Raw genomic sequence first — 25,568 nt, 5'->3', positions numbered from 1 at the left:
CGGCTGGTCCGAGGTTTTGCCGCGCTGGCGGGCTGTGAGTGGGATGAAGTGTCGGCTGGCTAGAGGTTCTGCCCTGCTGAGAATGGGATAGTGGAGCAGGTTGTCGGTTGGTCCGAGGTTTTGCCCCGCCAAGACACGTAAGACACCAAGCTGCGCCAAGCCGCACCAAGCCGCACCAAGCTACGCCAAGTCGCACCAAGTCGCACCAAGCTACGCCAAGCCGCACCACAAGTCCCGCCAAGTCCCGCCAATCCCACCAAGCCCCCGCGCTACAGCGCGCACACAATCAGATAAATCGCCACGACATGGCAGACGTACCCAATGACCGTGCCCACGTGAAACACTTCGTGAAACTCGAACCATCCGGGAACGGGATTCGGCTTGCGCAGCGCGAAACATACGGCGCCGGCGATATACGCGGCACCGCCGCAAGCGATAAGTATGGTCGCCGCCGGTCCCACCGCAGGCGCCGTCCATAGCTGCGGGATGAGCGTCACCGGAGCCAGCCCCAGCACCACGTACACGGTGGTGAACACCCAGTTCGGAGCCTGAAGCCAGACGATATGCAGTATCGTGCCGATTGCGGCGGTCGCCCAGATCACCGTGAGGTACGGCCGCCGAATCGTCGGGCTGAGCGCGAACAGCACGGGCGTATTGGTCCCGGCGATGATGAGGAAGATGTTTGAGTAATCGATGCCGCACAGCACGCGGGTCACCTTCGCGCTGTGCCAGGATCCGACGTGCAGCAGCGCACTGTTGCCGAACAGCAGTATGGCCGAAGCGCCGTAGATCGCGCAGGCCGCTTTGACTGGGCCGCCCGGCGCGATGCAGATCAGTACGATGGAAGCCGCGATGCACAGCGGCAAAGTGATGAGGTGCAACCATCCGCGCAGGCGGGGCTTGCGATTGCCGAACGCGTCGACTGGGACAATCTGGCGCTTGGCCGCTTTCAGAGCCGCTTTTGCTTGACGGTAACGGTCGCGTGCGTCTTGGTAGCGCGCCGCAGCGCGTGCCAATGCGGCGGCGTCTGTTCGCGCGCGACTCCTTTGGCTCCTTTGGCCTGCGACCGCAGAAGACGCACGCGATGTGCCGGAGGCCATCGTCCGTGTGGTCGGTGCGCTGGTGGAAACGCTCATGCTCATCACCTCGATGTGGCCGGCGTCGCTTGGCCGGCCATTAACTTACGCTACCGTAACCAAGTATAGGTGCCTCGATGAGCGCGGCTGAAGGGATTCTGTGATTTCTCGAGGAGCTCAGCCCATGGAGGCGTCGCCCATGATCTGCTCATACAGCCGGGCTAGCCGCTCCTCGCGCGTGGCCTTGCCCAGCTCGCATTCCCACACCACGATGACCCGCCAGCCGGCGGCCTCCAGTTCGGCGTGCTGACGGGCGTCGCGTTCGCGGTTGCGCGTCAGCTTCGCGGTCCAGAATTCCACATTGGATTTCGGCATCGAGTACTTCGGGCAGCCCTCGTGCGCATGCCAGAAGCACCCGTTGATGAACACGATTGTGTGATACTTCGGCAGCACCACGTCCGGGTGGCCGGGGTAGCGCTTGTCGTTCTTGCGAAACCGCAGGCCGCGCCGGAATAGATAGCTGCGCACCGCCACCTCGATCGACGTGTCCTTGCCGCGGATGTGCGACATCGTGTACGACCTGGTGCCACGTGCGTACTTCTCCGGTTTGGTCGCCGGCTTGACTGATCGCTTGGCCGTTTTTCTGGATTTGCCGTTGGATTCGCTGCTGGGCTTGCGCGGGCGCGAGGGTGCCGCCATTGGTGATAGCACCCTCACTTGCCGAGTTCGAGTGGTGCGAGCGGGTTGTGCTGGTCCTACCGAGTGCGGTGTGACGCTGGGGCTCGCGGTGTTTGCGTCGTGTGCGGTCTGCCGATCTTGTGCGGTGTGCGTGGGTTGCGCGGACTCGGCTGGCGCAGCCTCGGTGCCTGAGGGTCGCGTCGGTGATGCGGAGGCGGCCGCGATGGAGGTATCAGCATTGTTCCGTATGCGCTTGCGGACGTCGTCTGCAACGTTCATCAGACCTCCCCTCTGCGTGGCAGTACCCGATAATGTGCGCACAATCGGTCGTTTGCCGGCTCTCCCACCATACTGATCCGCTCCGCCTGCAGCAACCAGTGTTTCTGGGCCAGCCGCAGACAATGCGCTCGCGAGCTCGCAAGCTCGCAAATTCATGCGGCATCTGCGAAAAGCACGCGATTGGCGAGGGCACGCTGCGGAGATTACGTTGCTTATTTCCGGCAACCGTGTGCGTCTGGAAGGACCTGCGGTGGGGGAGTCGTTGAATTCGCGACCCAAGTACCGGAGCGATGCGATGTATCTGCTCGTGGAGGATGCGGCTACGTCGTCGTCTCGGTAAAAGCTCACCTTATCCCGCCCGAGACAAAGCTTCAGCGACGCGATTTCCGACATTCCGGCGTCGCGAAATCGAGGCTGGCATATTTACGGCATCTTTCGCGTCAAGCTAACCGACGACACACCAACGGCACACGCGAGCAAGACCCTACGTTTTGACACTAAATCTGTAATCGACGCCAGTCAACAGGGCTTATCAGAGATTGTAGGGTCTTAGGTAGGGTTTCGCATTCATTACGGTTACGAAAAACCCCGGAGCGTTGGTATTCCAACGGCTCCGGGGTTATCATCTGTGTGCGAGTGGGGGGAGTTGAACCCCCACGAGCATATACTCACTGCCACCTGAAGACAGCGCGTCTACCATTCCGCCACACTCGCAGACAATCGACTAACTTACACCCGGAGACGCGATAGCACAATCTTCGGCGTGTCGCGCGCGTGGCGTGTGTGGCGCACCGAGGATTGTGCGGAAGCTATTGTGCAGAGTCGAACGCATGTCGTCATGCGCCTTGCGCTGTGTGCGGGATGGCGGGTTTCGTCGCCGTTATCCCGCACACACAGCGCAAGACGTGGCATCGCTTAACATCGCCTGATGCGGGCGGAATCACAGCCCGGGTTTGCGTGACCCGTTGCCGTAGAAGTTCGCCAGGGCCTCGTCGCGGAATTCGTTGAAATAGCCGCCGTCGATTGAGGCGCGAATGTCGTCCAGCAGTTTCACGAAGAAGTGCTCATTGTGGATCGTGGCCAGCGTGAACCCGTTGAACTCGCGGGCGCGCAACAGATGGTCCACATATGCGCGCGAATAATTGCGGCATGTGTAGCAGTCGCAGCCTTCCTCCAGCGGCCCGAAATCGAACTTATGCTGGGCACGCTTGATGTTGTATCGGCCGTTGCGCGTGAAAATCGCGCCATTGCGGGCGCAGCGCGCGGGGGCCACGCAGTCGAACGTGTCGCCGCCGTTTTCCACGCACGCGAAGATATCGTCCACGGAAGCGATGCCCAGCACGTGACGCGGACGGTTCTCCGGCATGGCATCGCAGATCCATGCGCAGGTGTCGCCGATGATGCGCTTCTCGATCGCGCCTCCGATGCCCACGCCGTCGAAGTCGAGCGAAGCGATCTGCGCTGCGGCCTTGCGGCGTAAATCCTCGTAATTCGCGCCCTGCACCACGCCATACAGCGCCTGATACGGTTTGCCGACCCGTTCGGCGGTGATGCGCTCGTGCTCGGCCACGCAGCGCTTGGCCCAGCGGAACGTGCGCTCCACCGAATCCTCCTGATAGGAGCGGGTGTTCATCAGCGTGGTGAGCTCGTCGAACGCGAACATGATGTCCGCGCCCAGCTTGTGCTGGATGCCCATGGAGATCTCGGCGGAGAAGCGGTGCGCGCTGCCGTTGAGCGGTGACTTGAACGTCACGCCATCCTCGTCCACCCAGGCCATACGCTCCTTGCCTTTGGCGATGATGTCGTCCGACTTCATGCCGGTCACGTCCATAGCCAGCGTCTTCTTGAAGCCGACGCCTAGGGACATCACCTGGAAGCCGCCCGAGTCGGTGAACGTTGGCCCGTCCCAGTGCATGAAACGGGCGAGACCGCCTGCGGCGTCCAACACGTCCTCGCCGGGACGCTCGAACAGGTGGAAGGCGTTGGCGAGCAGGCATTGCGCGCCGAGCTCCTTCATCTGCTCGGGCAGCACGGCCTTCATCGCGGCCTGCGTGCCCACCGGTACGAATGCGGGTGTGCGGATGTCGCCGTGCGGCGTGTGGATGATGCCGGTGCGGCCGTATCGCGCGCCATTCCGGCCGAGACCGTCCGCCGTTGAGGGCAGCCGGGTGATGGTTTCAAAGCTGAAGGCGCTGCGGTCGCCTGGCTGACCGGGCTCCGCGCCGAGGGGATGTTCCAAAAGACTCGTCATAGTGTTCACTTTAAGCAAAAGGGCGGGAAAACTGAAGAAATTCTGACATCCGATGGTGAGTGCTGGCAGGGTGCGCAGCATAACAGCGGGATGTGCGTGTATGGGTGGCCGGGATTTAGTGGCATTCGCTTATAACTCGTTTACGAGGGGCTGCCAAAATGACAGCCAAGCGGAAAATCGGCTTTCTCTCACCGTCATTCCGGCATTTTGCGGTTCGGCTATCTGGTCGGGTAGCCCCTTGTAACGCCGATAGACCTTCTGGAAAGCTCCAATCAGCCCCTCGTAACGTAGATACTCCGCGAGACATCCATCGGACTCCTCGAAGATTACGCATAGACTTTCAATGAACGTTCAGAAAACCTCCAGATTGAATGCCTTTACTACAGAGGTAGAGCACGAGGACGCGGCTGGTCGATGCGAACGACTGGCGCGGTGCCACGAAACATATGAACTTCATGATTAAGGAGCAGCTATGGCTGACGAATTCAACCCGCAGGGCGTCGACCAGACCCCGCAGGATCCTCAAGGCAATCCGCAACAGTTCCAGAACCCGGACGCGCAGGTCCCGCAAACCTCTGATGCCGCTACGCAGTCTACTTCGCAGGCGGCGGCGCAGTCCGTGACGCAGCCGCAGGCGCCCGCGTCCGCCAATACCGGCGTGGATGCCGCCGCCACTCAGTCGATTCCCGGCCCGGATTCTACGGCGACCGCATCGCAGGCTCCGGTGAGCGAACCCGTTCCCGATTACGCTTCCGCCAAGGGCGAAAGCACGGTGGTGTCTTCGACGCCGTCCACTGATGCGTCCGCTTCGTCCGCTTCGTCTGCGTCTTCCGGCCAATCCGCCACACAGCCGCTGTACCGCCCGGCTCCCGAATTCGGCGCCTACGGCCCTGTGCCGACCGCAAACCAGCAGGGCGCTCCGGCCGCCGGCGGTCAGCCCACGCAGCCGCTGCCGTTCGGCCAGTCCGCTCCGCAGCAGCCTGGTCAGTCCGGCCAGCCGGGCAACCGCAACCCGTACTTCACCAACAACCCGCAGCCGACCGCGCCGTCCAACGGCAATCCGTTCGCCCCGCAGAGCACTCCGAACGGTCCGGTTCCGCCGCAATCCGGCTTCCCCCAGCCGGGCCAGCCGGGACAGCCCGGTCAGCCGGGACAGCCCGGCGCGCCTGCGTCCAAGGGCCTGAGCAAGACCGCCAGCAGCATTGTCGCGGCTGTCGTCGCAGCCGTAGTCGCCGCCGCGCTGTGCCTTGGACTTGGCTACGCGGCCATCACCTACGGCTGGGTGACTGTGCCGACCACGAGCTCGCTGGCGAATGTGACCTCGAACAAGTCCGGCTCCGGCTCCGCCACCGCCAAAACCGGAGAAGCGCCTGACTGGCAGACCGTGGCCGGCGACGTCTCCGGCTCCGTGGTCTCCATCCAGACCCAGCTGAGCAACGGCACCGCCAAGGGCTCCGGCGCGATCATCAGCACCGAGGGCTACATCGTGACCAACAACCACGTGATCTCCGGCGCCCAGCAGATTCAGGTGACGCTGGCCAACGGCACGATGTACTCCGCGCAGCTCGTCGGCACCGATACCACCACCGACCTCGCCGTGATCAAGCTCGACAACCCGCCGAGCGACCTCAAGGCCGTGGAATTCGCCGATTCCGACAAACTCGCGGTCGGCGAGAACGTGATGGCTATCGGCAACCCGCTCGGCTACGACGACACTGCCACCACCGGCATCGTTTCCGCCCTCAACCGCCCGGTGACCGTGACCGACGACAACAACAACGAGATTGTGACCAACGCCGTGCAGATCGACGCCGCCATCAACCCGGGCAACTCCGGTGGCCCGACCTTCAACGCGGCCGGTCAGGTGATTGGCATCAACTCCTCGATCGCATCGACCGCCACCTCCTCCGAGTCCGCAGGCTCCATCGGCATCGGCTTCGCGATTCCGTCCAACCTGGTCAAGCGCGTGGCTGACGAGATTATCAAGGACGGCTCCGCCAAGCATGTGGCGCTGGGCGTGGTCATCAAGTCCGACACCGTCGAGGCGGACGGCGTGACCCGCGGCGGTGCGACGGTCACCAAGCCTTCCGCCGGCGGTTCCGCAGTGGTGTCCGGCGGACCGGCCGACAATGCCGGCATCAAGGAGGGCGACACCATCGTGGCCTTCAACGGCAATGCGGTGAACAACAACTACTCGTTGCTGGGCTTCGTTCGCGCCGCCGCGCTGGGCGACAAGGTGACACTCACCATCGTGCGCGATGGCAAGACCATGGACGTCGACGTGACGCTCGACAAGGAGGAGTCGTCGGTGAACGGCTCGTCCAGCTCCAACTCGAACAACAACAACCAGAACCAGAATGGTCAGAACGACCAGAACGGTCAGAATGGTCAGAACGACCAGAACGGCAACGGTTCCAACGGCGATTCGAACGGCAACAATGACGGTGGCACCGGCGACGACGGTGGTTTCACCGATCCGTTCGGCCTCTGGTAAAGCCCGGTTCCCGGCAGACCATGCCGGGGCAGCATAACTGAACAAACACACGTCACATGACGCTGGACGGCCGCCGCCGAGCATCATGTCGGACAATCAAAGGACCGTGGGGGATGATTCCCCACGGTCCTGTTGTTATATGTCGTGTGTTGTGGTTGCTGCGCTCGCTTGACCTAGTGCCTTGCGTCAGAAATGCGTTAATTATTCTGGCTCCCCTTGTTAGGACAGCACCGTAAAGCAAACAGCGGAGCTGTTTGTAGGTGCTGTGCGAGCCGACAGGCGAGCCGGCAAACCGCGCGCGAAGCGCGTCCCTGATTACAGGACGAGCTGGCCCGGCGGGTCTGAGGGGTAGTCGATTCGTTAACGGATCACCGACTCGAGACACTGGTTTCGTTCGATTCAATGCCATGTTTCATGAAAGGCTTGCCTTCTCCCGCGTTTTGACAGGCTTTCCCCTTCGCGCGGCGAAGAATCCGCCGAAAGTCCCGTGCATCAGGCAACATGGTAGGCGCAAGAATTTGCGATAACTGAATACCGATTTTTTACGCCGTGTATCGGAAAGTCGCGCGGGGCTCACAATGAGTCCGGCACAGACGCCGGTGGGTTAACAAGGCGTGACCACAGTGCCGATTACGGCTGGCCACGCACGTATACCCGCAATGCCGCCGCGATTGGTTCCGTATACCAGCGTAAGGAGCCTGAGATGAAGCATCTCATCAGTTTCTTCAAACGATTACTCACTGCCGCCGTGCGCATCTGCCGCTTGGTGCCGATGCTGCCCATTGTGGTGTTCGCGGCCATCCCATTGGCGTTGCTCGGCGATTGGCGTCCGTGGAACAGCGCGGTTGCCGCAGGGGTTGCCGGGCGTGCTGCCAATGGGGCGGCGAGCATCGATTCCAATGTGTCGTCGGCGGCCACGACTACAGCCGGTATCACGGACGGAGGTCTCCGCATTCCGGTGCTTGGAGACCCCGGCGTAGGGCAGTGGATCGTCATCGTGCTGGTGCTCGTCATCGTGGCCGACACCGTCCGCGGCATGATCGACGACATCCGCCACGGTCAGGTAGGCGTCGATTTGCTCGCGGTGATGGCCATGCTCTCCACTGTCGCCGTCCACGAATACTGGGCGAGCTGGGCGGTGACTCTGATGATTACCTCGGGCGAGGCCATCGAGGAATACGCCCAAAGCAAGGCCGAACGCAACCTGACCGCGCTGATGAACGCTGCCCCGCAAACTGCGCACGTCGTCAACCTGCCCGGCGTGGGCCGTAGGTTTGCTGCCGATAAGGGCGACGCATCCGGTGGCTTTCGGCGTGTGGGCTTGGCTCCGGCAGCGGCAGCCGCGCAGCATTATGAAACTGTGCCGGTCGGCCAAGTGCAGCCGGGCGATGTGCTCATGGTATTGCCCGGCGAAACCGTGCCGGTGGACGGTGAGCTGCTCTCCGGCGAGGCGACGCTGGATTTGAGCGCCATCAACGGCGAGCCGATGCCGCGCACGCTGTTCGCCGGCGCGCGCGTGATGTCCGGCGCGGTCAACGGTTCGACGGCGCTGACCATGCGCGCCACGCAACCGGCCGCTGACTCACAGTATCAGCGCATTCTGCAGCTCGTGGAATCCGCGCAGGAATCACGTCCGGCAGTAGTGAAGACCGCCGATCGGCTGGCGGTGCCGTTCACCGTGCTCGCCTTGCTGATCGCCGGCGTCGCCTGGGCCGTGTCCGGCGTATCGACCCGATTCGCACAGGTGCTGGTACTCGCCACGCCCTGCCCGCTGCTGATTGCCGCGCCGGTGGCGTATATCGCCGGCACCGGTCGCCTCGCCGCCGCCGGAGTGCTCATCAAGACGCAGGATGTGCTGGAAAACCTCGGCAAAGTGACACAGGTGTTCTTCGATAAGACCGGCACGCTCACCGTCAAACAGCCGCAGGTGGTGCGCGTGGAAATGCTGCCCGAAACGGGCGTCGCGCGGCCGTACGATGGGATTTCTGATTCCAGTCCGGCTTCTCTTAGTGCGGTTTCTTCTGATTCGGTGTCTTCTGATTCGGTCAGCGGCGCTTCGACCGCTTCCATGCCGCCGGCCGGTGACGCCGTGCCAGCCGAGCGCCTGCACTTGGACGAAGACCATGTGCTGATGTTCGCGGGTGTGGTTGAGAGCTATTCCGTGCATATCCTGTCCAAGGGCATCGCCAAGGCCGGAGCCGAGGCGATGAGGCGGTTGCGTGAGCGCTATGAGGAAGGCCAGCGACTCTGCCCGGAGCCGGAAGCCAGCTGGTCGGGGCATGGACGCGACTATCCGGTGGTGAAGAGCATCAAGGAGGATTCCGGCAAGGGAGTGTCCGGCGAGGTGAACGGGCACGCGGTGCGCGTCGGGCGGTTGTCGTTTGCGGCAGCGCGGGATGATGGGGTCCTGACGGCCAACCCCCTCAGTCCGCTTCGCGGCCAGCTCCCCCTGCAAGGGGGCACCGAGAAGGCGCTGCTGCGCGCTGACACCTTCACCAACCAGCTCCCTCTGCAAGAGGGCGGCAAGGAAGGCGGCGAATCGCTGCGCACGCGTTTCGGCCGGTTGCAGCCGGATGAGATGGCCTCCTATGTGTCGGTGGATGGGCAGCTGATCGCACGCATCGTGCTGCGTGACGTGCCTCGTACCAACGCTCGCGAGGCGCTCGCCCGATTGCACGAGCTGGGCGTCGCCAAGCTTGCGATGCTCACTGGTGACAAGCGTGCCTCGGCCGAGATCATCGCGCGCGAGGTCGGCATCGACGAGGTTCACGCCGAGCTGTTCCCGGAAGACAAGGTGGCCGCGGTCAAGGCCGCGACCGCAGAGAACGACGGCGTGAAACCAATCACCATGATGGTGGGCGACGGCGTCAACGACGCGCCTGTGCTCGCCGTGGCGGACCTCGGCGTGGCCATGACCGATGGCACGTCCACCGCCGCTTCGGAAAGCGCCCAGGTGGTGATCATGAACGATGACATCGCCGCCGTGCCGCGCGCCATCGCCATCGCACGGCGTACCAAGCGCATCATGTTGCAGGCTGTGGTTGCGGGCCTCGCGCTCGCCGTCATCGGCATGGTGGCAGCTGCGTTCAACTTGATTCCGGTCGTCGTCGGCGCGTTCCTGCAGGAGGCCATCGACGTGGTGAGCATCCTCTGGGCCCTCACCGCCGTCCTCGACCGGGAGTGACGCGGGCGGTGCTATGGCGTCGTCCGTGAATCCTTGCACTGACCGACACCCGGTGCAAGGATTCACGGTGCAGCCAGGGAGAAAAACCGCAATTCTACATTGGAGAAGTCCATAATCCTACATTAGAGAAAACCATAATCTGACATTAGCGACGCCCATAATCCTGCAGTTCATCTTGTTGAGACGCGTGCCGACTATGGCCAAACACACAGAATTCCCACTACTCGCCCCCTGTTGCAACGGAAGGCTTTGCGATAACCTGTAACGCGTGACTGAATCTGTGAATACCTCTGCAAACAACGCTGCGAACTCCGCAGACAACGAACTCCGCATCGCCGTGATCGGCGCTGGCCCTGCCGGTGTCTACTCGTCCGACATCTTCCTGCGCCAGCTCAACAAGCTCGGCGAGGAGCTGGGTCTGGGTGCCAAGGCGCGCATTGACCTGTTCGAAAAGCTGCCGGTGCCGTTCGGCCTGGTGCGCTACGGTGTGGCCCCGGACCACCCGTCCATCAAGTTCATCGCCTCCGCACTCGAGAAGACGCTCGACAATCCGGACATCCACCTCTACTGCGATGTGGAATTCGGCAAGGACGTCACCCTTGACGACTTGCTCGCCCGCTACGACGCCGTGCTGTTCGCCACCGGCGCGGTCAAGGATAAGCCGCTGAACCTGCCCGGTGCCGATCTCGAGGGCGTCTACGGCGCGGCCAAGTTCGTCGAATGGTATGACGGTTACCCCACCGGTGCCCGTGAATGGCCGCTGACCGCCGAGAACGTCGCCGTGATCGGCGGCGGCAACGTGGCCATGGACGTGGCCCGCGAGCTCATGCGCAACGCCGACGATCTCAAGGCCAAGACCGACATTCCGGACAATGTGTACGAGGGCATCGGCAAGAACAAGGCCAAGGTGCTGCACTTGTTCATCCGCCGTGGCGTAGCCCAGGCCAAGTTCAGCGTGCAGGAGCTGCGCGAGATGGAGAAGCTGCCGGGCGTGCAGCTCATCATCAACGAGGACGACTTCGACCTGGACGACGAGACCATCGAGGTGGCCGGCAAGGACAAGCTCACCCGCCAAATGGTCGAGGAGCTGTTCGCCGTGCGCGAGATGGCCGAGGATATGGAAGACGACGGCGACGTGGACTTCGAAGGCAATCCTGCCGACCGCAAGTACTACATCCACTTCAACTCCGCGCCCACCGAGATTCTGGGCGAGGACGGCAAGGTCAAGGCCATCCGCGTCGAGCGCACTGAAACCGGCGCCGACGGCAAAATGCACCGCACCGGCGAGTTCACCGACTACCCGGTCGAGGCCGTGTACCACGCCATCGGCTACAAGCCGGCCGAGGCTCCGGGCATCGCCTACGACGAGCACGGCGCCCATCTGGCCAACGCCAATGGCGACGGCCGCATCACCACCGAGGCTGAGGGCGGCGAAGTGCGCGAACGCCTGTACGCCACTGGTTGGGCCAAGCGCGGCCCGGTGGGCCTGATCGGCTCCACCAAGTCCGACGCGCTCGCCATCGTGACCAACATGCTTGAGGATTTGGCCAAGGCCGCCGAGGGTGGCCGCGTGGCAGCCGATCGCGACCCTGAATCCATCGACCGACTGCTCGCCGAGCGCGGCATCCGCCCGATTGACTTCGCTGGTTGGAAGAAGGTCGACGCGTTCGAGCGCGCCGAGGGTGCGAAGGAAGGCCGCGAACATAAGAAGGTCATCGAGCCCGACCAGATGCGCGAGCTTGCCCTCGCCGAGTAGCGTCTGGGCTGGGTAGCGTCGGCTGGGCTGCATAGGACCTCATCCTTCCCTCGGAATCGTCCTCGCAACCGCCCATACAACTGCAATCGCCCCTCGCGGGCGGCATCTTTCCCTTGCGGCCGCCCTTGCGACCGCAAAATGGGACGAAACATAAGTTATCGACGCCATCGGGTTATGTTTCGCCCCATTTGGGTGGTGCAAATGGGTCGAAACATAAACCCATGCCGTGAAATAGTTATGTTTCGCCCCGTTTCCTGCCTTCGGTGCCTTCGCGGCACTTTCATGACGTTCTCTTTGGCGTCCTCTTCAGCATCTTCCAAGAGTTTCTGTACCATATGCGGAGCGAAAAGCCGAGCGCTCCCAGCTTTGCTGCGCTATAGTCCGTGTTGGGCGTTTAGGATTACAGTGTTTCGGATTACAGCCGATGTATGGTCGCAAATCTGTTCTGCCCGCTTGTCCCATTCATCCAGCTGTGTAAGGAATGAAGGAATCTCGTGACTGGCAAATATCGTGCACGCTCCACCATGCTCCATCGCCAACGCATCTATCGCCGTCGCCGCATCGCGATGGCGGGGGTATGCGCGGCATGCATGGTCGCCGACCTGATCACCACGGCGCACAGCCCATGGTGGCTGAACGGCGGCGATGCCTCGATACCGGATGCCGTATCGGCCGAGATCGCCGCCGCCCGAGCCGGCACTGAGTCCGCCTCCAAATCCGCCTCCAAGGCGAAAAAGTCCAGTGCCGTACCGCTGACCCCACTGCAGAAAGCGGTACAGAACGTCGGTAGTCTGGACGGCAGCGCCCAGATTTCAGCGGTCGGCTTCCAGCTCAGCGCCGACCAGCAGTCCCAGCTCGAGCAGCAGCTGAACGCCATCGCCGCTTACGGCTATCAGGCGTCGTTCACGCTGGTCGACGTTTCGACCGGCGCAGCGCTCAGCTCCTACGGCGGCACCGCCCGCTATTCTGCGTCCGCCGCCAAGGGCCCCTACGTGCTCTCCTTGGCCGCCACCGACGCCATCGACATCAACGCGGTATACCAGTCGTCCGACACGGTCGCGGCGGACACTCACAATCTCATCGAGCAGACCATCACCGTCTCCGACAATGACGCTTACGCCGCGCTGCACGATTCCTATGGCGGCACTCCGCTCGGCACGTGGGCCAGTGGCCTCGGCGTCACCGCCGACGTGATCGACACCAAGTATTACGACATCTCCTCCAACGACCTCGCGCGCCTGTGGCTCAAGGGGCAGTCGTACCTGTTTTCCACGAACGCCAGCGACGACGGCACCGCCGATGCGCGGCAGTGGCTGGCCTCCGAATATTCGGATACGCTGAATTCCGCGATCCACATGGCGCTGGGCAATCAGTATGCCGTGAACACCAAGGCCGGTTGGATTGATGAGGGTGATTATGTCGCCCAGAACGACGCCGGCATCGTGCACTCGGGCTCCGGCGACTATGTACTCGCGGTGATGACCGACGCCTATGGCGAATATGATTTGCTCGCTGATCTGATTGTTACTCTGGATCAGATTCATTCCGCCTCGATGCACGCCTGATTCGCCGTACGGCTGACTGTTCGTGACTGGTTATGGATGGTCGGTTGCGCGGCTGGTCGACTGCGCGGCATCAGCGGCTGCCCGTCCAGCCATCGTATCTGGCTGGCCATCGTATCTGCCCGGCCGGGAATCGTCCGAATCGATTGCCGCTCCACACTTGCGCATTCCGCTGTGCACTCCTCTCGGGGCATATCCAGCAATCATCCAGCTACCGTCTTTAGGCTGGGCGTTATGAATGCCAAGGCACGGGTGCATGGCCATTTCAACGGCCTGAAGACGACGCTGCTGTTCGCCCTGATGTGGGCCATCATCATGCTGATTTGGTGGGCCACGGGCGGCAGCCGTGGCACGCTCGGCATCTATATCATGATCGGTCTGGCCACCACATTCGTCTCCTACTGGTTCTCCGACAAGCTCGCCATCGCCTCGATGGGCGCGCGCGAGGTCAGCGAGCAGGAAGCCCCCGAAATCTACCAGATCGTGCGCGAACTGAGCGCCAAGGCAGGCAAGCCGATGCCGCGCATCTACATCGCGCCCACCATGAGCCCGAACGCGTTCGCCACCGGTCGCAACGAGCGTCACGCGGCCGTTTGCTGCACCCAGGGCATCCTGCAGATCCTCAACGCCCGCGAATTGCGCGGCGTGCTCGGCCATGAGCTGATGCACGTGTACAATCGCGACATCCTCACGTCCGCCATCGCCTCCGCCATGGCGACGGTGATCACCTACCTCGGGTATTCGCTGCTGTATTTCGGCGGCGGCTCGCGCGACGATCGCGAGGGCGGCTCAGGTGGGCTCGGGTTGATCGGTGCATTGCTGAGCATGATTCTTGCGCCGATCGCAGCCTCGCTGATTCAGATGGCCATCTCCCGCACGCGCGAATACGATGCCGATGAGGACGGCAGCCTGCTGACCGGCGATCCCGAAGCGTTGGCGTCCGCGCTCAACAAGATCGCGTACGGTGCGCAGACCACGCCGATGCGGAAAACCGCGGGAACCCAGTCCGTGTCCGCGATGATGATCGCCAACCCGTTCTCCTCGGTCGGTTTTTCGCGACTGTTCTCCACCCATCCACCGACCGACCAGCGCATCGCCCGCCTGATGCAGATGGCCCAGGAGATGAACGGCGGCGCTCCGCTCGGGGCGCCGTATTCCACACGCGCGCTGCGGTAATGCATGGCGGTGCACGATACGCGCTTACCCTCGCGTGAAGGGCCCGCCACTCAAGATTGCGATATCCAAGCTATTCTGGTTCCTTTCTCTGCGAAGGTGCTGTCAGCGAAGCCGACTGAGGGAGAGCGCAAGACCGCGGAACCCGCTTCGCCGTAAGAGTCTGAGAGGTTTCGCATGGCGCGTGCTGTCTCTTCCTGATTTTCGTGGTACGATAGCTACTCGTGCGTTATCGCGGCTGGTGGTGTTCGGCCCGGCGAAACGCACACGCGGACGTAGTTCATCGGTAGAATGAAAGCTTCCCAAGCTTTAGAGGCGGGTTCGACTCCCGTCGTCCGCTCCATATCAGCGATTTCTCCTATTCCTATCATTCTTGATGATTGGCGGCGTCCGTCTTATCACGCGGAATCATCGGATTTGGCTGCACTTCCTCGAGCATGCGCGTATCGTGGGGTAACGTGAGCTTCCGCGTGTATGGTGCGGTTGCGCGTATTGTGAGGCTCGATGCATATCTCACAGGAATCCTCGAACGATGAAGCAGCGCCTCAGTCCGCGTCCACGCCTAAACGCGCTCCCACATTCGAACGCACCCCGCGGGACATCTTGATCGGTGGCGCACTGGTGCTTGTGGGCGGTCTGCTGTGGGGTGCGAACGCCACGGTCTCCAAGATTCTGATGGGTGCGTATCATGCGGATCCATTGTGGATCGCGTGCGTGCGCGAGCTTGTGGCCGGTGTGATTATCCTCGTATGCTCTGCAGTGTTCACGCCGAGGCTACTGGCCGGCGCGATGCGCGACCGTGCATCATATCCGCGCCTGCTCGCCTGTTCGCTGATCTGCGTGCTGCTGGTGCAGGTCTCCTATCTGAAAGCCATCGACTGGACCAATTCCGGCACCGCCACAGTGTTGCAGACACTGAATCTGCTGTTCGTATTGGCGATTGTCTGCGTGCGCAGCCAACGTCTGCCGCGCATCAAGGAGAGTGTGGGCGTGGCGCTCGCCTTTGCCGGGACCGTGCTGATCGCCACTGGAGGCGACCTGACCCAGCTCAGTCTGCTGCTGCCGGGCCTCATGTGGGGACTGGCGGACGCGATGAGCACCTCGCTGATGGCGATCGCGCCTCTGGCCCTGATGAACCGGTGGGGCAACTTCACCATCAACGGCATCATGTTCGTGATCTCCGGCATCGTGCTGCTGCCGTTCGTGCGCCCTTGGGCCACCGCGCCCACGTTTGATGCGCTGGGATGGGCGCTGATGGCGTTCACGATTATCGGCGGCACATTCGCCGCGTTCTGGCTGTTCCTCGCCGGCACGCAGCGATGCGGCGCGATGCGGGCCACCATGCTCGGTACCAGCGAGCCGGTCACCGCCACCATCACCGGCGTACTGTTCGCGGGCGCGGTGTTCACACCCACCGATCTGGCCGGCTTCGCGATGATCATCATCATGGTGTTCCTCATCAAGTAACCTATCATGTCTTTGGCTCCCCTTGTCAGGGGAGCTGTCAGGGGAGCTGACTGAGGGGTAGTCATAATCGAGGCGTGCAATTTCGGCAGCCAATCCGCTGAATCAGGCCGAAGGGGCCAGCAGAACCAAAGATTTACCGAGATGTGACCAAACGCACAGCAATGCGTAACCGGTGGGCCATAGGGGCGGGCAGGGCGCGAGACATAATGAAATCATGACGATTGCAACACCGGAACGCTATGCTGAAATGCTTGACGCCGCCCGCCGCGGCGGGTACGCCTACCCTGCCATCAATGTGACCAGCTCCCAGACGCTGAACGCAGCGCTCAAGGGCTTCGCGGATGCCGAATCGGACGGCATCATCCAGATCTCTGTGGGCGGCTCCGCATACGTGTCAGGTCAGGCGGTGAACGACCGCGTCACCGGCTCGCTCGCGCTGGCCGCGTTCGCACACGTGGTGGCGGCGAAGTACCCGAACATCACCATCGCCCTGCACACTGACCATTGCGCCAAGCAGTACCTTGACGAATGGGTGCGTCCGCTGCTCGCCTACGAGGCGGACGAAGTCGCGCGCGGCAAGGAGCCGACGTTCCAGTCGCACATGTGGGATGGCTCCACCGTGCCGCTCAAAGAGAACCTGGACATCGCCGAGGAGCTCCTCGACAAGTCCCAGAAGGCGCACACCGTGCTGGAGATCGAGATTGGCGCAGTCGGCGGTGAGGAGGACGGCCACTCCGCCGAGATCAACGAGAAGCTGTATTCCACCCCGGAGGACGGTCTGGAAGTCGCCCGTCGCCTCGGACTGGGGGAGCGCGGGCGCTACATGGCCGCGTTCACGTTCGGCAATGTGCACGGCTCCTACAAGCCTGGCGTGGTGAAGCTGCGCCCGGCGCTGCTCGGCGAGATTCAGTCGCGCGTGGCTCAGGCCGTGGTCTCCGGCGAACTGCCGAGCGCCGCCGGTAGCGTGAGCTTCCCCAATGGCAAGCCGTTCGAGCTGGTGTTCCACGGCGGATCCGGCTCGCGCCCGGAGGAGATCGCCGAAGCGGTGAGCTATGGCGTGGTCAAGATGAACATCGACACCGACACCCAGTACGCGTTCACCCGCCCGATCGCCGACCATGTGTTCGAGAACTACGACAAGGTCCTGAAGATTGACGGCGAGGTGGGCGAGAAGAAGTTCTACGACCCGCGTTCATGGGGACGCAAGGCCGAGGCAGGCATGACGCAGCGCGTCATCGAGGCCTGCCAGCAGCTCGGTTCCGCCGGCAAGGCGCTGAAGTAGGCTGCCGCTGAGGCACGAGTGCGGGTTCGGTGGCGCTAAAAGGCCGTATGTTCGCGTATGAACGTCGCCGCCGCGAACATACAGCCGATTCTGTGGCGCTTAGGGACCGTATGTTCGCGCGTGAACGCTACTGCCGCGAACTTGCAGCCGATTTCGCGCCGTTAATAGACCGTATGTTCGCGGCACCCTCGTTGGGGCGCGAACATACGGCCCGATTCCCGCACAATGGTGACTGGTCAAACTAGTGGTCCGTCTCGTAATTGTCTGAGTGGTGCTGGCCCCCTCTGATGAGGGGGCTGTCAGCGAAGCTGACTGGGGGAGAGACGCGAAGCCGAAATCCCCAGTTAGTAGCGAGACAAACCACTGTATTGTTGACGTATTGGCTAACGACAGTATCAAAGAAGATGATGGAGGGCCGCATGGCAACAGAAGATGACAACGACAACACCGCTCAGGCGTTGGTGGAGGAGATTGTGCGGCGCATAACGTTCGATACGCGCAAGCCTGCCGTCGCATTCGTGCCGGAAGAATCCGTGAAGCCGGACCTTCTGGGAAGCTTCCTCGGAGGGGATTCGTATTGGTCGCCGGGTGGCGTCCCGGTCACGGCGGAGGACGGCTCCCCGTTGTATCCGCTTGCGCAGATTCGTTGCTCGGATCTGGATCTCCCAGGGTATCCCACGCAGGGGTTGCTGCAGTTCCTCATAGGCACGGATAGCTTGTACGGATGCGATCTGTCCGCAAATTACGACAGCGAGGCAGAAAACGGTAATCGTTGTGTGCGTTATATTCCAACGGTTCCGGAGGTTCTCGCCTCTGATGAGGTGGTGACGCTTCCGCATATCGTCAGAGATCCGGATCGAAACATATTCACGCCGTTCGAGAAGGATTTCCACGGCTGCGCCTTGCGTGCCGAGCATATCGAAGAGGCTGTGAACAACGAATGTGATGAGTTCGATCCGGCGTATGAACGCGTCATCAGCCAGTTCGACTCCGAGATGGTCGCCGAGGCCGAGAGCGTTCTGGGCGATGTGGAGCAGGCGGTCGTCGACCGCATGTCCGCTGAGTCCGCCGCGTCATGGATTCAGGTGGGTGGCTACCCGGTCTTCACCCAGTCCGATGTGCGTGCGGATTACGACGACGAACTGGTGCTGCTGAAGGTCGACAGCTACGACGACGTGCTGATGTGGGGCGACTCAGGATGCGCGAACTTCCTCATCCGCCGCAATGACCTCGAACAGCTCGATTTCTCCCATGTGCTCTACACGTGGGATTGCCTCTGAAGATCGACCTAGTGGTCCGTCTCGTAATTGGTTGAGTGGTGCTGGCCCCCTCTGATGGGACGTTGCCGTGAAGCAAACAGCGGAGCTGTTTGTAGGCAACGTGCGAGCCGACAGGCGAGCCAGCAAACTGCCGCGCGCAGCGCGTCTGAAATTGCGGGGCCGTTGCCGTGAAGCAAACAGCGGAGCTGTTTGTAGGCAACGTGCGAGCCGGCAGGCGAGCCAGCAGGCTGCGCGCGGAGCGCGTCTGTACTTGCGGGACGGGCTGTCAGCGAAGCTGACTGGGGGAGAGAACAAGCTAAATCCCTCAATTATTTATGAGACGGGCCACCAGTGTGGGAATCGATCAGAGATTGGTCAGTGAGAGAGGCTGCCGACGAGCCAGCCGGCGGTGACGCAGAGCACCGGCACCACGATGGTGGCCAGCACATAGATCAGTGCCGTGCCGAAGTGCCGTCCGCGAATCAATGTGACCATCTCGTTGATCGCCGTGGAGAACGTGGAGAAGCCGCCCAGAAATCCGGTGACGAACAGCAGATAGGTCGATTCCGGTACTACGTGATGGGCGTAAGCGGCAGCGGCCAGTCCTGCGCAGAACGTGGCGACCACATTGATGACGAACGTGGACAGGGGGAACAGTCGCTTCCATTTCTGCTGAATGGAGGTGTTCACCACGAATCGCGCGGTGGCGCCTAGGCCGCCGCACAGGCACACCAGTATGAATGTCATCAGTGGGCCTCCCCTGTGGTCGGGTCTCCGGTAAGGGGGGATTTCGTCGGTGATGGGTGCCGGTTCAAAGGACGGCCTCATGGCGTAAGAAGCCGATGAAGCTGGAACGGACGAGGTGGCCGCCATCGATGGCACATAGGGCGATTCGGCAAGACCCGTGGCGTCAGTGGCGGTGGAGACGGATGCCGACGCCGGTTCCGTCTCCGAAGCCAGGGGCGAAGACACGGATGCGCCAAGCATGGCGGGCGCATCCACCGCCGACTGCGCATGGAACGCAGGGCCAGCGGTATTCGCGACTCCGCTGGTATCAGCACCGGTGCCAGCACCGGCAATGGCACTGACACCGGTGCCAGCTTCGCCAGTTGCGCCAACAGTACGGGTTGCATTGGTTGCACTGGAAGCACCAGCGCCGCCAATGACCGCATCCATGTGCGATTCCGCACTGAATCCGCCGGCTGCACCAGCACTGAATCCTCCGGACGCACCAGCGTTGAGTCCTCCGGCCGGCATCCCAGTGCTCCCGGCGTCAGCCACGATCACCGTCTTGCCGACTGTGACGTGACGCCCCGAACCGCCTTGCGACTGCTGGCGTTGCAAGGCCTCGGCGGCAATGCGCCCTGTTCTGCTGGCGGTCAGCATGAGACCCAGTTTGGTGCCGCATGCGGCGACGATCAGGCCGCCGGCGAAGCTGGCTAGCAGATAGAACACCGCGCCGAGAATGTGACCATCCTGCAGTGACAGCAGCTCCTCGATGGCCAGCGCGGACAATGTCGAGAACCCGCCGCACATGCCCATGCCGAACCCGCGCGAAGCGAGTTGACGTGTACGTTTGCGCATCCAGATCGCCTGCGAGAGATACGCGGACAGGCCGGCGAAGATGAAGCAGGCGGCCATGTTCGCCGTGAACGTCGGGATATGGAAGGATTGCCAGAATCCTTGCGACTGGGCGGTCGGCGGGAGTGCCAAGCTCAATCCGTAGCGCATGGCGGTGCCGAGCATACCGCCCAGGAATACGACGCAGTAGACCATGACGTCCGCCAGCGGATTGAAGCGGGCCTGGATCTTCTTCATCGGCGCGAGCGGAATCTGCGGCGGATTGGCTGCCGCAGCGGCGCCCTGCGGCAGCGGCGTGGATTGCGCGCGCACCTGGGCCGCCGAAATCTCCATCGTATTGGGCTGCGGTTCCGATACACCGTCCGCTCGGGTCGATTCGGCCATGAGTGGAAATCAGTCGATCAGCGAGTGGATGGAAATGATGTGATCGCGCTGCGGACCGGTGCCGATCGCGGAGATACGGCAGTTGCTGATCTCCTCCAGACGCTTCACATAGGCCTGGCAGGTGGCGGGCAGCTCGTCGAACGTGTGGCAGGAGGAGATGTCCTCATCCCAGCCGGGCATGGTCTCGTAGATAGGCTTGGCGGCGGCGAATGCGGCCTGATCGGTGGGCATGTCGTCGTAGCGCTCTCCGTCCACGTCATAGGCCACGCAGATCGGAATCTCCTTGAGGCCGGTGAGCACGTCAAGCTTGGTGAGCACGATGTCGGTCAGGCCGTTGACCTGGGAGGCGTAACGGTTCACCACGGCGTCGAACCAGCCGCAGCGACGCGGACGGCCGGTGGTCACGCCGAATTCGTGGCCCTGCTGGCGCAGCCATTCGCCGGACTCGTCGAACAGTTCTGTGGGGAACGGGCCCTCGCCCACGCGCGTCACGTACGCCTTGGAGACGCCTACCACGCGGGTGATCTTGGTGGGGCCGACGCCAGTGCCGGTGCAGGCGCCGCCGGCGGTCGGGTTGGAGGAGGTGACGAACGGATAGGTGCCGTGGTCCACGTCGAGCATGGTGGCCTGCGCGCCCTCGAACAGCACGGTCTTGCCCTCGTCCAGCGCCTTGTTCAGAATCAAGCCGGTGTTGGCCACGTACGGCTTGAGGCGTTCTCCGAGCTTCAGGAGCTCGTCGGTGGTCTGGTCCACGTCAATCGGGCGACGGTTGTACAGCTTGACCAGCATCTGGTTCTTCTGGTGCAGGCTGGCCTCGACCTTGTCGTGCAGGTGCTGCGCGTTGAACAGGTCGTGCACGCGGATGCCGACGCGGTTGATCTTGTCCGCGTAGGCCGGGCCGATGCCACGGCCGGTGGTGCCGATCTTATGCTTGCCGAGGAAGCGCTCGGTGACCTTGTCGAGCGTGCGGTGGTAAGGGGCGATGATGTGCGCGGCCTCGCTTACCTTCAGATGCGAGCAGTCGATGCCGCGGGCCTCAAGGCCGTCGATCTCCTGGAACAGCACCTCGGGATCGACCACCACGCCATTGCCGATCACCGGGGTCAGATTCGGGTTGATGATGCCGGAAGGCAGCAGGTGCAGTGCGTATGATTCGTTGCCGACCACGACGCTATGGCCGGCGTTGTTGCCGCCGTTGAAGCGGGCCACAAAGTCCACTTTGGTGCCGATCAGATCGGTCGCCTTGCCTTTACCCTCATCGCCCCACTGGGCGCCAATAAGAACAATTCCGGGCATGCCTGCCTCCCCGCTAGCACGTTGCGCAATGGGTTGCGCACAAGAAGTGTGTACGTTTCCGCCGGGGACTAGGTTACCGTACGGCCTCTACCCTGGGCGCGGCATGTTCCATTGTTTCGTTGCCATTCGGATGTCACGCGGGAGACGGTCGTATGACGTTGCTCAGCCGGTTCGCCCGCAAGTGGCCTACGTTCGTGATTTCGTGTGCTGCACGAGACTACCCCTCAGTCCTGCTTTGCGGGGGTGGGGGCTGAGGGGATAGTGAATTAATCAACGTACTTACGACGTGGCATATCGGCGCCGCTTGTCGCCGCGCATTGGCGCTGATGGTTGCGACATCGGTCGCCCCGCCGGTGCCGGTGGCAATCGACCGCCATCGACGGCTGAGTTTCGACATTGGTGATCGGTGACCCCAGTAACACGAACGTCCGGCGTCGGAGCCGTCGGATGTTTCCTCCACGACCTCCGTCTTCCTATTCGGGCGTGGTTTCTTATGTCCATCGCGAGGCTTGTCTCGGTCGTCGAATTGAACGCCAATCTCAAACCCGTTCGACACGCCATTCGATTGGACTGTGGGGTTCCTTTGGCGATAGTATCGAACCGGTTCGATACAGAGTGTCACCGCACAACACAGGAGTTGCCCATGAAAAACAAAGTCCAACTGATCACGTATGCGGATCGTCTCGGCAGCGGCACCATCGCTGGCATGACCGACGTTCTGCGCACCCGTTTCTCCGGCGTCTACGATGGCGTCCACATCCTGCCGTTCTTCACCCCGTACGATGGCGCGGACGCCGGCTTCGATCCGATCGACCATACCAAAGTCGATTCCCGCCTCGGCTCCTGGGACGACGTCGCCGAGCTCTCCAAGACCCACGACATCATGGTCGACGCCATCGTCAATCACATGAGCTGGGAATCCGCGCAGTTCCAGGACGTACTGGCCAAGGGCGAGGAATCCGAGTACTACCCGATGTTCCTCACCATGAGCTCCGTGTTCCCGAACGGCGCCACCGAGGAGGACCTCGCCGGCATCTACCGCCCGCGCCCGGGCCTGCCGTTCACCCACTACAAGTTCGCCGGCAAGACGCGACTGGTGTGGGTCAGCTTCACCCCGCAGCAGGTGGACATCGACACTGACTCCGATAAGGGCTGGGAATACCTGATGTCCATCTTCGACCAGATGGCCGCCAGCCACGTGAGCTACATCCGTCTCGACGCCGTCGGCTACGGCGCCAAGGAGGCCGGCACCAGCTGCTTCATGACACCCAAGACCTTCAAGCTCATCTCCCGTCTGCGCGAAGAGGGCGTCAAGCGCGGTCTGGAGATCCTCATCGAGGTGCACAGCTACTACAAGAAGCAGGTGGAGATCGCATCCAAGGTCGATCGCGTCTACGACTTCGCGCTGCCGCCGCTGCTGCTGCACTCCCTGTTCACCGGGCACGTGGAGCCTGTGGCGCACTGGACCGAGATCCGTCCGAACAACGCCGTCACCGTGCTCGATACGCACGACGGCATCGGCGTCATCGACATCGGCTCCGACCAGCTCGACCGCTCCCTCAAGGGCCTCGTGCCCGACGAGGATGTGGACAACATGGTCAAGACCATCCATGCCAACACCCACGGCGAGTCTCAGGCCGCCACCGGTGCCGCCGCGTCGAACCTCGATCTGTATCAGGTGAACTCCACGTATTATTCCGCGCTCGGCTGCAACGACCAGCATTATCTGGCCGCCCGCGCCGTGCAGTTCTTCCTGCCCGGCGTGCCGCAGGTCTACTACGTCGGCGCGCTCGCCGGCCGCAACGATATGGAGCTGCTGCGCAAGACGAATAACGGCCGCGACATCAATCGCCACTACTACTCGGTCGCCGAAATCGACGAGAACCTCGAGCGTCCGGTGGTGCGCGCGCTGAATGCTTTGGCTCGATTCCGCAACGAACTGCCCGCGTTCGACGGCGAGTTCAGCTATGAGGCCGATGGCGACAAGTCCATCACCTTCCGCTGGGTCGAGGCCGATGGCGGCAGCCGCGCCGAGCTCACGTTCGAGCCCGGCCGTGGCCTCGGCGTGGACAACACCACCCCGGTCGCAAGCCTCGCATGGTCCGATGCCGCCGGCGACCACGAGACCGCTGATCTGCTCAACAACCCGCCAGTGGTGAGCCGCTGATCGGTGAGCCACTGATCCCATCGGTTCTCGTTGGGGTCTAGGGCCGCGCTAGTGCGCGGGCTGGTGCTGGGCCGGCACGGCACGGGGGTCGAGGAAGTGATACCGCTTCCTCGACCCCCGTTTGTTGTCTTTGATATCCGGATTCCCGTCCTTTTCGCCCTCTATCCTTCGCCTTCCCGGCTGTCTTCCCGGCCTCGAGTCTCTTCGGTTTCTGCTTTTTGTCTCCTCTGTCTGGGTTCTCTTCGGTTTGGCTCCTCGGTCTTCGTCTCCTTACACTCTGTCCTCTGAGGATCCTGCGTCAGAAGTTCGTTGATTCTGGTTCTGACTCGCTTGTCGGCTGGCGTGGAATAATGCCCATGCCGATGCCTGGGCGATGGAAACTGGCCAATGGGTGGCCGTCCTACTTCGTTGGGCAGCTTGGCGGGCAGTTCGAGTGATGGGAGCTGGGCAACGCATGGCCGTTTGGCTTCGCTGAGCGGCTTGGTGGGCGGCTTGGGTGATGGGATTCGGCCAACGGGTGGCCGTTTGGCTTCGCTGAGCGGCTCGGGCGATGGGAGAAGGCCAGTACGTGTCATGGCGGCTTCGCTGGGCGGGCTCTCAGTGAAGTCGCTGTACAAGTACTGGCCGTTTGACTTCATTGAGCGTCTGACAGCGAAGTCAGGCGGCCACATGTTGGCCCGTTCGCATCACACACAGCCCTCAGTGAAGTCAGATGGCCAGTTGTTGGCCAGCTGGCATCGCGCATCATGTCACAAAGATGTCAGACGGGCACACGCTGGCCAGCTCCCATCGCATACGCGTCTCCCAGTGAAGTCAGATGGCCAGTCTTCCTTCTCGTTCTCCGTCTTTTGGCTTCCCCTTTCCATTCGCTGGCGCAATGATTCCGGGTAATAACCCCGTTCGTCCCGGATTTCTTGCGCTGAACGCGTCTGAGTGCAAGGATTCCGGGACGGGTGGGTTTGTTTCGGGGATTTTCTTGCGCTGACACCGGTTCAGCGCCAATAATCCGGGACGAATGGGTCTATCTCCCGGATTTCTTGCGCTGGATGGTGTTGTGGGGTGCCGTTGGATGGCGCTGGATGGCGCTGGATGGTGTTGTGGATGTTGGGAACGGTGATTGTCGATATAGGGCGGTGGTGAACGGTGCCGAACGGTGCCGAACGGTGCCGAACGGTGCCGAACGGTGCCGAACGGTGCCGAACGGTGCCGGAACAGTGTCGAACGACACCGAACGACACCGAGCGGTACTGGAACGGCTTTGGGATGGTGCCTCTCCGGGGGGGGGTAATGGGCGGTGGCACAGCGCGGCGCCATTGAATTCGAACCGGTTCGACACGCCGATTGAATTAGTCAATCGATTGACTTCGCGATAGAATCGAACCGGTTCGAGACATAAGGCAGACGAGTCAACGCAGAAGTTGTTTTCAGTGAGATATCGCCAGTCCTCGCTCGGAACGCCGCCGTTCGCGCCGATCTTGCCGATGCCTGAGAGCCAAACCGCACATCGTAATTATGGGCGAGCAGCAATGCACGCGCCAAGCGTCGAGAACAGAACCAGATGAGAGCTGGAACTGACCACAGACGCTCAGTGGCTGTATTGCCAGGCAGTCGCGTCGTGCGGCAAACGCAACGCATACGTCATAACACAACACAGTCTCCACCTACCAGCACAGGGAAGA

General features: G+C 62.2%; 14 protein-coding genes, 2 tRNA genes and 1 pseudogene. 10 read left to right on the top strand and 7 right to left on the bottom strand.

Annotated features, from left to right (window positions below; genetic code table 11):
• Window positions 1-269 precede the first annotated feature (269 nt).
• From trhA to tgt, 4 genes are all read right to left on the bottom strand, one after another.
• Complete coding sequence (gene trhA, locus BREU_RS02550) at window positions 270-1,136, bottom strand: PAQR family membrane homeostasis protein TrhA (RefSeq protein ID WP_044089530.1); 867 nt, start codon at window positions 1,134-1,136, stop codon at window positions 270-272.
• A gap of 117 nt (window positions 1,137-1,253) precedes the next feature.
• Window positions 1,254-1,775: a very short patch repair endonuclease gene (locus BREU_RS02545; RefSeq protein ID WP_081886505.1), complete on the bottom strand. Its 522-nt coding sequence runs from the start codon at window positions 1,773-1,775 to the stop codon at window positions 1,254-1,256.
• 889 nt (window positions 1,776-2,664) lie between these two features.
• A tRNA-Leu gene (locus BREU_RS02540) sits at window positions 2,665-2,747 on the bottom strand.
• A gap of 226 nt (window positions 2,748-2,973) precedes the next feature.
• Window positions 2,974-4,284, bottom strand: coding sequence for a tRNA guanosine(34) transglycosylase Tgt (gene tgt, locus BREU_RS02535; RefSeq protein ID WP_044089496.1), 1,311 nt, complete (start codon window positions 4,282-4,284; stop codon window positions 2,974-2,976).
• 472 nt (window positions 4,285-4,756) lie between these two features.
• On the opposite strand from tgt, the gene BREU_RS02530 reads away from it, so the two are divergent.
• From BREU_RS02530 to BREU_RS02490, 9 genes are all read left to right on the top strand, one after another.
• Window positions 4,757-6,778, top strand: coding sequence for a S1C family serine protease (locus BREU_RS02530; RefSeq protein ID WP_044089495.1), 2,022 nt, complete (start codon window positions 4,757-4,759; stop codon window positions 6,776-6,778).
• Window positions 6,779-7,481: 703 nt separating this feature from the next.
• On the top strand, window positions 7,482-9,962 hold the full coding sequence (locus BREU_RS02525; protein ID WP_044089494.1) for an HAD-IC family P-type ATPase: 2,481 nt from the start codon (window positions 7,482-7,484) through the stop codon (window positions 9,960-9,962).
• Window positions 9,963-10,230: 268 nt separating this feature from the next.
• Window positions 10,231-11,718: an FAD-dependent oxidoreductase gene (locus tag BREU_RS02520; protein WP_414133012.1), complete on the top strand. Its 1,488-nt coding sequence runs from the start codon at window positions 10,231-10,233 to the stop codon at window positions 11,716-11,718.
• Window positions 11,719-12,212: 494 nt separating this feature from the next.
• Window positions 12,213-13,283: a serine hydrolase gene (locus tag BREU_RS02515; RefSeq protein ID WP_052381993.1), complete on the top strand. Its 1,071-nt coding sequence runs from the start codon at window positions 12,213-12,215 to the stop codon at window positions 13,281-13,283.
• Window positions 13,284-13,514: 231 nt separating this feature from the next.
• Window positions 13,515-14,456, top strand: a complete 942-nt coding sequence (gene htpX / locus BREU_RS02510) for a zinc metalloprotease HtpX (RefSeq protein ID WP_044089492.1) — start codon at window positions 13,515-13,517, stop codon at window positions 14,454-14,456.
• A gap of 266 nt (window positions 14,457-14,722) precedes the next feature.
• Window positions 14,723-14,796, top strand: a tRNA-Gly gene (locus BREU_RS02505).
• Window positions 14,797-14,957: 161 nt separating this feature from the next.
• Window positions 14,958-15,920, top strand: coding sequence for a DMT family transporter (locus BREU_RS02500; protein WP_044089491.1), 963 nt, complete (start codon window positions 14,958-14,960; stop codon window positions 15,918-15,920).
• Window positions 15,921-16,134: 214 nt separating this feature from the next.
• On the top strand, window positions 16,135-17,202 hold the full coding sequence (gene fbaA / locus BREU_RS02495) for a class II fructose-bisphosphate aldolase (RefSeq protein ID WP_044089490.1): 1,068 nt from the start codon (window positions 16,135-16,137) through the stop codon (window positions 17,200-17,202).
• A 419-nt stretch (window positions 17,203-17,621) separates the two neighbouring features.
• The gene (locus BREU_RS02490) at window positions 17,622-18,482 is read left to right on the top strand and encodes a YwqG family protein (protein WP_044089489.1); all 861 of its coding nucleotides are present in this window, start codon (window positions 17,622-17,624) and stop codon (window positions 18,480-18,482) included.
• Window positions 18,483-18,836: 354 nt separating this feature from the next.
• Here BREU_RS02490 and BREU_RS02485 read toward each other — a convergent pair whose 3' ends face one another.
• The 3 genes and pseudogenes from BREU_RS02485 to BREU_RS02475 all read right to left on the bottom strand — a co-directional run bounded on the left by BREU_RS02485 (window position 18,837) and on the right by BREU_RS02475 (window position 21,722).
• On the bottom strand, window positions 18,837-19,208 hold the full coding sequence (locus BREU_RS02485) for a fluoride efflux transporter FluC (protein ID WP_044089487.1): 372 nt from the start codon (window positions 19,206-19,208) through the stop codon (window positions 18,837-18,839).
• A gap of 666 nt (window positions 19,209-19,874) precedes the next feature.
• Window positions 19,875-20,237: pseudogene (locus tag BREU_RS12270) on the bottom strand (fluoride efflux transporter FluC); the annotation flags it as partial.
• 198 nt (window positions 20,238-20,435) lie between these two features.
• Window positions 20,436-21,722 (bottom strand): adenylosuccinate synthase, encoded by a 1,287-nt coding sequence (locus BREU_RS02475; RefSeq protein ID WP_044089486.1) that lies wholly within the window; start codon window positions 21,720-21,722, stop codon window positions 20,436-20,438.
• Window positions 21,723-22,365: 643 nt separating this feature from the next.
• On the opposite strand from BREU_RS02475, the gene gtfA reads away from it, so the two are divergent.
• On the top strand, window positions 22,366-23,889 hold the full coding sequence (gtfA, locus tag BREU_RS02470) for a sucrose phosphorylase (protein WP_044089485.1): 1,524 nt from the start codon (window positions 22,366-22,368) through the stop codon (window positions 23,887-23,889).
• The last annotated feature ends 1,679 nt before the right edge of the window (window positions 23,890-25,568 follow it).

This window comes from Bifidobacterium reuteri DSM 23975 (assembly GCF_000741695.1).
GTDB lineage: Bacteria > Actinomycetota > Actinomycetes > Actinomycetales > Bifidobacteriaceae > Bifidobacterium > Bifidobacterium reuteri.
Note: the sequence above shows the minus strand (reverse complement) of the source record. Positions and strands in the feature narration are given on the sequence as shown.